Source organism: Rudanella lutea DSM 19387, assembly GCF_000383955.1.
GTDB lineage: Bacteria > Bacteroidota > Bacteroidia > Cytophagales > Spirosomataceae > Rudanella > Rudanella lutea.
This window is the reverse complement of the sequence record NZ_KB913013.1, coordinates 533,695-546,864: the sequence shown is the minus strand read 5'-3', so window position 1 is coordinate 546,864 and position 13,170 is coordinate 533,695. Positions and strand designations below refer to the sequence as shown.

Annotated in this window: 9 protein-coding genes; 6 read left to right on the top strand and 3 right to left on the bottom strand. The window is 55.9% G+C overall.

From position 1 onward, the window contains the following. Positions 1–60: 60 nt before the first annotated feature. Entirely contained in the window at positions 61–945 is an 885-nt protein-coding gene (locus tag RUDLU_RS0102430) for an AraC family transcriptional regulator (RefSeq protein ID WP_019986754.1), read from the bottom strand. A 173-nt stretch (positions 946–1,118) separates the two neighbouring features. Between RUDLU_RS0102430 and RUDLU_RS0102425 the strand changes: the two genes are divergently transcribed. From RUDLU_RS0102425 to RUDLU_RS0102415, 3 genes are all read left to right on the top strand, one after another. Continuing rightward, positions 1,119–2,033 (top strand): dihydrodipicolinate synthase family protein, encoded by a 915-nt coding sequence (locus tag RUDLU_RS0102425; RefSeq protein WP_027302688.1) that lies wholly within the window; start codon positions 1,119–1,121, stop codon positions 2,031–2,033. Positions 2,034–2,196: 163 nt separating this feature from the next. Continuing rightward, entirely contained in the window at positions 2,197–3,201 is a 1,005-nt protein-coding gene (locus tag RUDLU_RS0102420; protein WP_019986752.1) for a 4-hydroxyproline epimerase, read from the top strand. Then, positions 3,198–4,448, top strand: a complete 1,251-nt coding sequence (locus RUDLU_RS0102415) for an NAD(P)/FAD-dependent oxidoreductase (RefSeq protein WP_019986751.1) — start codon at positions 3,198–3,200, stop codon at positions 4,446–4,448. The genes RUDLU_RS0102420 and RUDLU_RS0102415 overlap by 4 nt, the downstream gene beginning before the upstream one ends. Positions 4,449–4,771: 323 nt before the next feature. Here RUDLU_RS0102415 and RUDLU_RS30240 read toward each other — a convergent pair whose 3' ends face one another. After that, positions 4,772–4,969, bottom strand: coding sequence for an alpha/beta hydrolase family protein (locus RUDLU_RS30240; RefSeq protein WP_245581613.1), 198 nt, complete (start codon positions 4,967–4,969; stop codon positions 4,772–4,774). Next, on the bottom strand, positions 4,957–5,751 hold the full coding sequence (locus RUDLU_RS26820) for an alpha/beta hydrolase (RefSeq protein WP_245581612.1): 795 nt from the start codon (positions 5,749–5,751) through the stop codon (positions 4,957–4,959). Before RUDLU_RS26820 ends, RUDLU_RS30240 begins: the two co-directional genes overlap by 13 nt. A gap of 176 nt (positions 5,752–5,927) precedes the next feature. Between RUDLU_RS26820 and RUDLU_RS0102405 the strand changes: the two genes are divergently transcribed. The 3 genes from RUDLU_RS0102405 to RUDLU_RS0102395 all read left to right on the top strand — a co-directional run bounded on the left by RUDLU_RS0102405 (position 5,928) and on the right by RUDLU_RS0102395 (position 13,097). Beyond that, positions 5,928–8,435, top strand: coding sequence for a glutaminase family protein (locus RUDLU_RS0102405; RefSeq protein WP_019986750.1), 2,508 nt, complete (start codon positions 5,928–5,930; stop codon positions 8,433–8,435). Between the two features lie 472 nt (positions 8,436–8,907). After that, a complete protein-coding gene (locus RUDLU_RS0102400) occupies positions 8,908–10,269 on the top strand; it encodes a sigma-54-dependent transcriptional regulator (RefSeq protein ID WP_019986749.1) in 1,362 nt (453 codons plus the stop codon). Between the two features lie 41 nt (positions 10,270–10,310). Next, positions 10,311–13,097, top strand: a complete 2,787-nt coding sequence (locus tag RUDLU_RS0102395) for a PAS domain S-box protein (protein ID WP_019986748.1) — start codon at positions 10,311–10,313, stop codon at positions 13,095–13,097. Positions 13,098–13,170 lie beyond the last annotated feature (73 nt).

Here is a 13,170-nt window from a genome sequence, read left to right as displayed (position 1 = left end):
AGCCCGTTTGGTACATTTGCCAAATGACAATTACACGGATGGTAACGGTCGGCTGAGGGGCTACTCGTCGGTTTGCGGATGATCGTGCAGGGTGCGCAGATACCGGCTTGGGGTCATACCCGTAATCTGCCGGAACTGCCGGTTGAAATGCGACAGGTTTGGGTAGCCACAGGCGAGGGCAATCTGACTCACAGGCTGCGGGGTTTCCTGAAGCAACCGGCACGCGTGTTCGACCCGCACTTCGTTGAGGAGCTGCGAGTACGTTTTGCGGGTGTGTAGCCGGAAAAACCGGCAGAAAGCCCCCGGCGTCAGGTTTGCTTCGGCCGCTACATCGTCGAGCGTGATGGGCTGGGCGTAATGCCGCATGATGTACGCAAACACCCGGTCGAGCCGCTGATGGTCGTCGGGTCGGCGGGGCTTCTCGTAGGCTACGGCCGAGAGCATTTCGCGGCCGGGGTGGGTCGTTAACCCATCGAGAACAGTGAGGAGTTGGGTGAGTTGCTCAAAGGGGCGGAGGGTGTGCAGTTGTTCCAGCTTTTCGGTAAGGTCGCAGGCTTGCCCCATACGCAACCGAATCCCGTGGCGCGACTCGGTAAAGAGCGTGGTCAGGTGGTCGAGCTCAGGCAGGCCAAACAGTGGGCCCTGTGCCGGGTCGAAACGCAGGTACACCGAATACGAAAGCGATTGCAAGGAGGAGCCGGGCTCAAAATAAGCCGGATCGTTACGAAAAACGTGGGGTAGGTTGGTGCCCAGCAATAAGATGTCGAAAGGTCGAAACTGATCGATGCGGTCGCCAACCACCTGCGTGCCGGTGCCTTCCCGAATGAGGGTCAGCTGGTATTCGGGGTGGAAATGCAGCCGATCGTAAAAGTACGGCCCCCGGTCGACTTGTACCCGAAACGAGCGGGTATCAACCGAAGGAACCCGGAATAGTAGAGGCTTCATGGTACTAAAAATAAGGAGATGTGCCGATAGTTGAGTGATACTGGTGAAAATTGTATTAGAACCGGCCAAAGAAGGTGCAAGGCTACGGACCGAAACCGGCCGAAATTTGAGGCTATACTTTCGACCGCCTGACGGCTACCTCAAAACACGTAACGCATAACTCCGAACTAACTATGTCAATGCCTGTACAATGGGAAGGTGTGTACCCCGCCCTGCTGACTCCCTTCACCGCCGACGACCGGCTCGATCTGGCCCTTTTTGAAAAGAACCTGCACGCTCAGATCGACGCGGGCGTACACGGCCTCATCATTGGTGGCTCGCTGGGCGAAGCCAGTACGCTCACCCGCCCCGAAAAACTCGACTTGCTGGAGTGTGGCCTTGATGTAAGCGCCGGCCGGGTGCCCGTAATCATGAACGTGGTGGAGCAGGCAACCCGCGAAGCCGTGGCTTGTGCCCGCGAGGCCGAAGCCGCCGGGGCCCATGGCCTTATGCTGTTGCCGCCGATGCGCTACTTTGCCGATTCGCGCGAGACAGTCACGTTTTTCCGTACCGTAGCCGAGTCGACGTCACTGCCGGTGATGATTTACAATAACCCGGTCGATTACAAGATCATGACGACGATTGCCATGTTTGAGCAACTGGCCGAGTTACCCAACATTCAGGCCGTGAAAGAGTCGACCCGCGACGTGACGAACATTGTCAGGATGCGCAATGCCTTTGGCGACCGGTTCAAGATTCTGAACGGGGTAGACACCCTCGCCCTCGAAGCCCTCGCTGTGGGTGCCGACGGCTGGGTGGCAGGTCTGGTGGATGCGTTCCCAGCGGAAACGGTGGCTTTGTACGATATGATGAAAGCGGGTCAGCTCGAAGCTGCCCGCGCGCTCTACGGCTGGTTTATGCCCCTGCTCGAACTGGATATTCTGCCCAAGCTGGTGCAGTACATCAAGCTGGCCGCTACGGCTACCGAAATTGGTTCGGAGTATGTGCGGGCTCCCCGCCTGGTGCTCGAAGGCGAAGAGCGTGAGCGAGTTTGGGCGATTATTCAGAAACAGCTGGCCGTACGCCCAAACCTGACTGTTGCTCAGTAGGGGAGGCTAAATGAATGGATAATGTACAATGGATAATGAATAATGAATAATGGTGCTGATTATCAGTTTATGAATTATAAATTGTTCATTGTTCATTGTTCATTGTTCATTGTTCATTGTTCATTAACTCCTAAACCCTTAATCACTTCATACTGCATTAGCAATGCCAGATTACCATTTTTTCTGCATCGACGCGCATACCTGCGGCAACCCCGTTCGGGTCGTTACGGGCGGGAGTATCCCGCATCTGGTGGGCAACTCCATGAGCGAAAAGCGGCAGCATTTTCTGCGGGAGTACGACTGGATTCGGCAGTCGCTCATGTTTGAGCCGAGGGGTCACGACATGATGTCGGGCAGTATCCTGTACCCACCTATCGACCCGGCCAACGATGCTGGGGTGCTGTTTATCGAGACGTCGGGTTGCCTGCCCATGTGCGGGCATGGCACCATTGGTACCGTAACTGTAGCTATTGAGCAGGGGTTGATTGTGCCGAAAACCCCCGGTGTACTCAACCTCGAAGTGCCGGCCGGGCTGGTGCGGGCCGAGTACGTTCAGGAAGGGAAAAAGGTGAAGTCGGTGAAGATCACGAACATCAAGTCTTACCTGGCCGCCGAAAAAATTGCAGTGGAATGCCCCGATCTGGGCGAGCTGGTGGTCGATGTGGCCTATGGCGGTAATTTTTACGCTATTGTCGATCCGCAACCCAATTTTCCCGGTCTGGAGCATTTCAATGCGAGTCAGCTCGTCGACTGGGCACGGGTGATGCGGCAGCGGATCAACGCCGAGCACACGTTTGTGCACCCCGAAAACCCGACCATCAACGGGCTGAGCCATGTACTCTGGACAGGCACACCTATTCAGGAGTCGTCGACGGCCCGCAACGCTGTTTTTTACGGTGACAAAGCCATCGACCGTTCGCCCTGCGGCACCGGTACCTCGGCGCGTATGGCGCAGTGGTACGCACAGGGGCGGCTCAAACCGGGCGAAACCTTTGTACACGAAAGCATCATCGGCTCCATTTTCAACGGACGCATCGAAGCCGAGACCACGCTGGCCGGAAAACCCGCTATTGTGCCGAGTATTGAAGGCTGGGCCATTATTCATGGGTATAATCACCTTATTTTGGATCAAAACGATCCGTACCGCTTTGGTTTTCAGGTAGTATGACACACGTAGGTATCATTGGCGGGGGCATAGTCGGGCTTAGTTCGGCTTATTACCTGCACCGGGCGGGTTACCGCGTTACCGTTTTCGATCAGAACCCCATCACGGATGGGTGTTCGTTTGGCAACGCGGGTATGATTGTCCCAAGCCACATTATCCCGCTGGCTCAGCCGGGCATGATTGCGAAGGGAATGCGCTGGATGCTCCGGTCGACAAGCCCGTTTTATGTGCGGCCCCGGCTGAGTGCCGACCTGCTGCGGTGGGGCTGGTTATTTTACCGGCATGCCAACGCCCGGCACGTCGAACGGGCTATTCCGGCCCTGCGCGACCTGAGCCTGCTGAGCAAGAAACTCTACATCGAACTGGCCGGTTCGGCGAGCCCGCTGGCCGATTTTGGCTGGCAGGAGCGAGGCTTGTTTATGCTCTACAAAACGGCATCGGCCGAGCATGAGATGGCCGAAGAAGCCGAGGTGGCCAACCGGGCGGGTATCGAAGCGCAGGTGCTCAATGGCGCGCAGGTGCAGGACCTGGAACCCGACGTCCGCGTGGATGTGCGGGGGGCGGTGTACTACCCCGGCGATGCGCACCTGAACCCCGGCGCGCTGGTGCGCGCTCTGCTCGATTACCTGCGTGGGCAGGGGGTCGGGTTTGTGACGGGCACGGCTGTAACGGGTTTTGGAACGAGTGGCAACCGGGTCACGACGGTGCAAACGGCTGGTGGTGAAATGCCTGTGGATGAGGTGGTAGTTGCGGGCGGAGCCTGGTCGCCGGAGATTGCCGCCCGGCTGGGGGTGAGCCTGTCGTTGCAGGGAGGCAAAGGATACAGCTTTATGCTGCGTGGGCTTACACCCAACGTGCGCGTACCGGCCATCATGCTCGAAGCGCGCGCCACGGCCACGCCGATGGGTAGCGACCTTCGGTTTGCGGGCACGCTCGAAGTGGCCGGCACCGACCTGACCGTGAATCTGAACCGGGTGCGAGGCATTGCCGAGTCGATTAATCAGTACTACCCCGAACTGCCTGTACAGATGCCCGCCGTGGATGCCGTATGGCGTGGACTGCGGCCCTGCTCGCCCGATGGCCTGCCGTATATTGGCCGGGCGGGCCGGTTCGACAACCTCACGCTGGCCACCGGTCATGGCATGATGGGGCTGAGTCTGGGGCCTGCTACTGGTCTGCTGGTCGCCGAAACCGTGGCCAACCGTCCAGAAAGTATGGATCTTACGCCATTCCGACTTGATCGGTTTTAAGCAGGGCGACGAATGAAATGAATTGGGACGCGAATGGCGCGGATCAGGGTGATTTTCACGGATTAAAAGTAATCAGCGTAAATCCGGCAATTCGCGTCATTCGCGTGCGATTATTTAAATGAATTGGCACGCGGATGACACGGATTAAGCTAATTTTCACGAATTAAGCATCAAAACTATCAGCGTCAATCTGCTTGATCTGTGTCATCCGCGTGCCATTTAAATCCAAACAAATTAGTCTGCGAACGGCGCGGATAAAGCCCTTTTTCGCGGGTCAGGTGATACTGAAACCATACCATTGAGGGCAAAACTAAAACCCCAGACTACTTTTTTAAGGTCTGGTTCAGAAACCCGGTGATGTGGTTGAGCGTCGGGGTAAACCACGGCTCGAAAAAGAGGAACGTGTGGGGAGCGTCGGCAAAGGTGTGTACTTCGGTGTAAATACCAAGTCCGTTTAGCTTTTTGATCAGATCATCCCGCCCGGCATGCATCCGCTCCACGGAGCTATTCAGAAACAACATAGGTGGGGTGTGGGCCCGGCCTGATGCAGGGCCGAAGCCTCGTTCCAGAGCTCTGGTTTTTCGGATTTAGAGTACCCAAACCAGTACGTAGCCGCCGAGGTCGACCGGGTGTCGTTGCCTTCGCCCGACTCAGGGTGGATAAACGCCAGAATCCCGTCAATATCAACCACAGCCTGCACCCGGCTCGATTGAGTCGGATGCCCACCCGCACCTTCAAAGGCCGGATTTTCGTTGGTACTACCGATGAGCGCGGCCAGTTGCCCACCCGACGAAAACCCCAGCACCGCTATCCGGTTCGGGTCGATCTGGTAGCGTTTGGCATTGGCCCGCATCCAGCGGAGGGCCGCCTTCACATCATGTACCGAAGCCGGGTACAGAGCCTCCGTCGACAGCCGATATTCAACCGGAATAGCCACAAAGCCCCGCTCGGCAAGTCGCCCGGCCAGGGTATTGTTGTGCGAGCGGTCGCCAGAGCGCCATCCGCCCCCGTGAATCATCAGTACGGCCGGGTGCTGGCGCGTACGGCTCCGAGGGGGCGCGTACACGTCGAGGACGAGGGAGCGGCCGGGTGTCGGGGTGCTGTACGGAAGGTTGCGTGTCACGCGCACACCCGACGGCAGCGCAGAGTCGACGAGGGTAATGTTCGGGTGCCGTTTCTTCTCCTGAATAAACGATTTGCGTACCGTAAACGAGGTGTCGCGGCCACCCGTAGGGCCGATCTGAGCGGAGGTTAAGGAAGAGCCGAGTAGGAAAGCTCCCAAAAAGAGCAAGGCGCGTAGCATATTGTGTCGAAAAGGAGAGTTCGAACCGTAAAGGTACACGGCGAGCCGTTTGGCGGTTTTCGTTGCGGGGTCAGTTGGTTCGATTAACGAAATTTCAGGCCCCAATTAGTAGACACTCCCCCGTTTTATGTCTTTATGAAGCGGCTGGCGACTCACCGGCTGCTAACTGTACACGAATGACCAAACTATCTCTTCAACTTATCCTGCTGGCCTCGGCCCTGACGGTTGGTCCGGCACAGGCCCAAACGCTCCGGCCCCCTTCGTACCCGCTGGTGACGCACGACCCTTACTTTAGCCTCTGGAGCAATACCGACAACCTCAACGATAGTCCCACCCGCCACTGGACCGGCAAGCCACAGTCGCTCGAAGGCGTGGTGCGCGTCGATGGCAAAGCGTATGGGTTTCTCGGAGCCCCTCCAACCGTGTACAATGCCTTATTGCCCACCGGCGAAGCGAAGCCCTACATGGCGCAGTACACCTTTGAGCAGCCACAGCCGGGTTGGCAGCAACTCGATTACAAGGCTGAGGGCTGGAAAACCGGCCCCGGTCCGTTTGGCAATACCCCCGATGCCCGCACGGTCTGGAACAGCAGCCGGTCCGATAAAAACGGGATTCATGTTCGGCGTGAGTTTACGTACGACGGTAAAACCGACCCCTCGAAACTCTTGCTGGCTATTAGCCACGACGACGATGTGGAGGTGTATCTCAATGGCGTGCAGATTCTCCAGAAAAAATGCTGCGCGGGCGACCATATCTACCTGCCGCTCTCGGCTGAGGGGCAGAAAGCCCTCAAGCCCGGTCGAAACGTGCTGGCTGCGCATTGCGTGAGCCCAGTCGGTGGGGCCATTATTGATGTGGGGTTGGTGAGCCCGGCCGAGGTGCCCACGCTCGCCAAAGCCACCCAAACCGACGTGAAAGTGACGGCCACCCAAACCGAATACACGTTTACGGCAGGGCCTGTCGACCTGAAGGTCAATTTCCTGTCGCCCCTGCTGCTGGAAGATCTGGAGGTGGTAGCCCGCCCGGTTACATATGTGACGTTCAACGCCCGTGCGCGCGACGGTAAAGCCCACAAGGTGGAAGTATTCTTTGGCGAATCGGCTGCGGTAGCCACCAACACCGCGGGGCAGGGCGTGGTTACAGATGCGGGGCAGTCGGGTAATTTCCGCTGGCTCACGGTGGGGACGCAGGAGCAGCCCGTTCTGAAAAAGAAAGGCGACAACGTGCGCATCGACTGGGGGTACGCGTACCTCGCCGTACCCAACGGGGCCGGTATGCAGCTGGCTACGGGCTCGCTGGAGACGCTCAAGCAGGCGTTTGCCGAAAGCGGTAAACTACCCGCTGGCGCGCTGGGTGGTAAGAAAGGGGCAGCCGCCGAACTGGCCATGGCCGTAAATCTGCCGATGGGTTCGGTGGGGGCCAGGCCGGTGCAGAAATACCTGATGCTCGCCTACGATGACCTGTACTCGGTGCAGTATTTCGGGGAGAACCTGCGGCCCTGGTGGCGCCGGGATGGTAAAACAACCATGAACGATCTGCTCCTGACAGCCGGTAAAGAATACAATCAATTACGGCAGAAAAGCACCGCTTTCGACGCCAGACTCCGGGCCGATGCCCAAAAGGCTGGTGGTAAGGAGTACGCCGATTTGTGTGTGCTGGCTTACCGGCAGGCCATTGCGGCCCATAAAATTGTGGCAAGTCCGACCGGCGAAGTCCTGTTTTTCTCCAAAGAAAATTTTTCAAACGGTTCCATCGGTACCGTCGACGTGACGTACCCTTCGGCTCCGCTCTTTCTGGTGTATAACAACGAGTTGGCCAAGGGCCTGCTCCGGTTTATATTTGAGTATAGCGAGTCGGGGCGTTGGAAAAAAGATTTCCCGGCCCACGATGTAGGCACCTACCCGCTGGCCAACGGGCAAACCTACGGCGAAGACATGCCCGTGGAGGAAGCCGGTAATATGGTGATTCTGACGGCAGCTGCCGTGCAGATGGACGGTAAGCCCGACTTTGCCCGCCAACACTGGCCCACACTAACCAAATGGGTTGGCTTTCTGAAACGCGACGGTTTCGATCCGGCCAATCAGCTCTGTACCGACGACTTTGCCGGTCATCTGGCCCGCAACGCCAACCTATCGGCCAAAGCCATTATGGGTATTGCCTGTTACGGTCAGATGGCGCAGGCTCTGGGCGACCAAAAAACCGCCGACGAACACCTGACGCTGGCCCGCGAACTGGCCCGCAAATGGATGCAGATGGACGACCTCGGCGACCGCTACGCCCTGACGTTTGATAAAACGGCGGGAAGCTGGAGTCAGAAATACAATATTGTGTGGGATAAGCTGCTCGGGCTAAACGTGTTCCCGAAAGAGGTGGCGCAAAAAGAGATTGCCTTCTACCTTAAAAACCAGCAACCCTACGGCCTCCCACTCGATAGCCGGAAAACGTACACTAAATCGGACTGGATTATGTGGACGGCCACCATGGCCGACTCTGACCGCGATTTTCAGGCCCTGATTACGCCAATCTGGAAGTTTGCCAACGAGACCCCGAGCCGCGTTCCCCTCACCGACTGGCACGAGACCACCAACGCGAAGCAAGTGGGCTTTCAGGCCCGCTCGGTGGTAGGCGGGTATTTTATCAAGATGCTCGAAAGCCGCATTGGTCCCGGCAAGGCAAAAAAGTAAGTTCTGCCCCGTTACGGAACACCCTTTCAAAGCCCCTGTCTGAATGCATCGGACAGGGGTTTTCGTTTACTACAGGGATACTTCGGTACGGGTGGAAGAACAGGAACTAACGTTTCAGCTCGTCGACATCGATACCACCCGATAGACGTTGCCCAGTGTGCATAGGCTGGTGGTGATGGTATCGCCTATCGGCTTGTATTTCCTGAGTATAACTACAGTCTTTACTGCACAAGTTGGGGGCACAATCGGCTACACAGCGCCGATTCAGGTGAGTCATTCGTTGCTGCAAAGTTATAGGGTGGTTAAGAAGTTGGGGGTAACTAATTGATAATGAAGACTAGGTTTTAGATCGGTGTATTAAATAGTGCTAAATATTACGAAGCTTAGGTTGTAGAAAACAAAATTTTATCATATTTGCTTTGTTCATATGTGTTAAATTGTAAGTATTTTTTTTGGCCAACCCATAGATTTTATGAAGGAGTCGGGTCCTTACCGCATTTTCATTGTTGAGGATGATCCCTGGTATGGCGAAGTGCTGAAATACCATCTGTCGTTAAATCCAGACTACGAGCTTCACCGAATTGCAACGGGTGAAGAGTGCCTGAATCAGATCGCTCTGAACCCACCTCACCTGATTACGATCAACTACTCACTGCCCGATACCGACGGTGCACAACTGTTTGCGCGGATTCGGGAGCGGCTTCCGCACACGCCAGTTATTGTTATTAGCGAGCAGCAGGACGTTGAAACGGCCGTGGCGCTTTTGCAGGCTGGCGTACATGATTATTTTGTAAAAGACCACCGAACCAAAGACCTGCTCTGGAAAGCGATTCTGAAAATCAGGGAAGAGCAACCCGTCCGGTCGGAGGTGGTGCCCGATCCGCTCGACAGTGTTTCAGCGGATTGTCCGCTCATCATTGGCAACAGTCCTGCTATTCGGAAAGTGTTTGCCCTGATCGCGAAGTCAGCCCGAACAAATATCAACGTGTCGATCACGGGCGAGACCGGTACCGGCAAGGAACTCGTTGCCCGGGCCATTCACGACTATTCGGACCGGTGCAAACGACCGTTTGTGGCCGTCAATATGGCGGCTATTCCGCGCGAACTGGCTGAGAGCGAGTTGTTTGGTCATGAAAAAGGGGCCTTTACCGGGGCCACTAGCCGCAAGATTGGCCGGTTCGAAGAAGCGAACAAAGGCACGCTGTTTCTCGATGAGATTGCCGAAATGGATCCATCGTTGCAAAACAAGCTGCTGCGGGTGTTGCAGGAACGCGAACTGGTACGGGTAGGCGGCACCGAGCGCGTGGGACTGGATATTCGGTTGGTGGTGGCCTCACACAAAAATCTGCTCGAAGAAGTTCGGCAGGGACGTTTCCGGGAAGATTTATACTACCGGCTCATGGGCCTTCCCATTGCCCTGCCCCCCCTCCGCGACCGCCCGGAAGACATTATGTTGCTGGCCCGGCATTTTCTGGAGGCCTTTTGCCACGAAAACCGCATGACCCCGCCCACGTTTGCTCCCCCGGCTACGGAAAAATTGCTCCGGTATGGGTTTCCGGGTAACGTTCGCGAGCTGCGGGCGCTGGTGCAGATGGCCGCGGTCATGGCCGAAGGACACACAATCGGGCCTGATGATTTGCTGATGACTACCTCCCCGGTTACCCACCTCTCTGTAGAACCCGAAGGCGGTACACTGCGTCAGTACATGATTCAGATTATTCGGTCGCACCTGAAACGGTACGATAACAATGTGGTGCTGGTTGCGGCAAAGCTGGATATTGGAAAATCGACGATTTACAAGATGATTCAGAATAACGAACTTTCGCTTATTTGAAAAAACAATTACCTTTCCATATTCCCCAACACTGATCAGGTATGAAACAGCCAATGGCTTCGTTTACAATACCTTCTGCCGACCCTTCAGTGGGTATGCCCATGAATGAGATTGACCATTTACTGGCCCAGCAAAAGCAACTTGAAGCGCAACTCAAAGCGCTTGAGGATGAAAAAAACAGGCTTGATACGCAATGGCAATCACTGTTTGACGGGCTTGGTGAGGCCAACTGGTCGTTCGATCTGCTGTCGGACCAACTGCAACGATCACCAATTTATTACCAGTACCTGGGTTACCCTTCCGACAGCCTGCCGCCCGCCGACTGGCATACGCTGGTGCACCCGCAGGATTTACATACCTGGCTATACGAGCAGGAAGCCTGCCGGTTGGGCCGGCAAGTTCATTTTCGGGTTACGTACCGGGTACGCGGCTACAATGGCGGCTATTTCTACCTCCTCGACCGAGGGCGGGTGTTTGGCTATTCGGCCGAGGGGCAGCCGCAGTTGCTCCGGGGGGTATCGACTATTCTGACCGATCACCATCAGCAGGAACACCGCCTGAGCCGGCAGGCGAATCGGCTGGCGAATCTGGTGGCTCAGTTGCAGGAGGGGGTGCTGCTCGAAGACGAACACCGGATGGTGGTGGTGGCCAATGGGAAATTTTGCGAGATGTTCCAGTTGGCCGAGTCACCGGATGAACTCACAGGGCTCGACTGCCGGTCGTTGGTAGAGCAGTACAAGTCGCTTTTTCGGATGCCCGACACGTTTGTGAGTCGGGTAAATCAGATTCTGACCGAGCGATTACCGGTACTGGGCGAAGAAATGGAACTGGCCGACGGCCGGACCTTTGAGCGGGATTACATTCCTCTGATAATTGACGGTGCGTTTGCCGGTAACCTCTGGAAATACTCCGACATTACCCGCCGGAAACGGGCCGAAGAGGCTACCCAGCGGCAACGCGAAAAGTACCAGCGGATTATCGAAAACATGAATCTCGGCCTGATTGAAGTTGATCTCGACGAGCGGATTGTGTACACCAATCAAAGCTTTTGCACCATGAGCGGCTACGAACCCGATGAGTTGATTGGTCGGGTTGCCAGCGAGATCATGCTGGGTGGGCAGTCGACCGATTTTATGAAGTCGAAGAACCAGAGCCGACTGCGGGGCGTGATGGATACGTACGAAGTGGCCGTGCACAATAAGCAAGGCGAAGCGTTGTGGTGGTTGATCAGCGGAGCGCCCATGTATGCCGATACGGGCGAGGTAGTTGGCTCAACGGGTATTCATCTGGATATTACAAAGCAAAAGCAGCTGGAATCTGAATTGCGCATTGCCAAGCAGCAGGCCGAAGACTCCGCGCGGGCTAAAGAACTGTTTCTGGCCAATATGAGCCACGAGATTAGGACGCCAATGAATGCGATTCTGAGCCTGGGGCAGCAACTGACCAAAACGACCCTCACCGAAGGCCAGCAGTTTTTGCTGACAACAATCAACACGGCGGCCAGCAACCTGCTTGTGATTCTGAACGATATTCTGGATTTTTCGAAGATTGAAGCCGGCCAGCTTTCGCTCGAACAAATCGGGTTCAATCTGCCTGAGTTGGTAAAGGGGGCGGTGCACGTGCTGGCACATCAGGCCGAAGAAAAACAACTCGAACTGGTTACGCGCATCGATTCGGGCATTGCGCCGGTGTTGCTCGGTGATCCCTATCGGCTCAATCAGATTTTGGTTAACCTGCTGGGTAACGCCCTGAAATTCACCGATCAGGGTCGGGTAACGCTGGCCTGCCTGGGCTGGCAGAAGGAGGGTGTGCAGGAGGTAGAGTTGCAGGTAATTGATACAGGTATCGGCATTGATCCCGACTTCAAAGAGAAGATTTTTCATACATTTACGCAGGAAGACGGGAGTATTGTCCGCCGATACGGCGGAACCGGGCTGGGGATGAGCATCACGAAGCAACTCGTGACACTTATGGGCGGAACAATCGCCGTGGAGAGCAGCCCGCAGAAGGGTACGACCGTAACGGTTCGGGTGAGTTTCCCGATTGGACACACGACGGATATGAATAAGCAGGAGCAGGGGAACCCGCAGGAGGGCTTTTTACCAGGCAAACGGATTCTGCTGGTTGAAGATAACGAGATGAATCGGCTGGTGGTGAAAATGATTCTCAAGCCGTACAACGTACAGGTAACCGAGGTTGTTAACGGCAAACAGGCCGTCAGCACCCTGCTACAGGAGTCGTTCGACCTGGTTTTGATGGACGTGCAAATGCCCGTAATGGATGGGCTGGAGGCAACCCGGCTTATTCGGCGCGACATCAGTTCCACGCTGCCCATTATTGCCCTTACCGCCAGCGCTATTCGTACCGAGAAAGAAGCCTGTTATGGGGCTGGTATGAACGATTTTCTGGCCAAACCCTTCGATGAACGCGACCTCCTGAATCAGCTCACCCGGTGGCTGGGCCCAGGTCGTTCGGCTCCGGGCGAACCACCCCCGCCGGTGCTTTACAGCCTAACAAAACTAGAGGCTGTGGGTCGCGGAAACCGTGAGTTTATCGGTCTTATGGTCGAGTTGTTTTGCCGGGAAACGCCCGCCATTGCGTCGCGTATGATAACAGCCTACGATAACGGCGACATGAAAACGGTACGTGAACTGGCGCACCGGATTAGGCCATCCATTGATAATCTGGAAGTAAAAGGACAGGGGGAAGTCATTCGGCAGATCGAAAAAATGGCCCAAACCGACACGAAATCCACAGAGCTTGAAACACTTCTCCACGAATTTGAACAGTCGATTCGGGCTGTAGTACAGCAGTTGAAGATGCTGTGAGGAATGGGAATGCGTAATGGATAATGAGGAATGGATAATGCGTAACGCGTTTGACCTGCCCAGTCAGGCTACG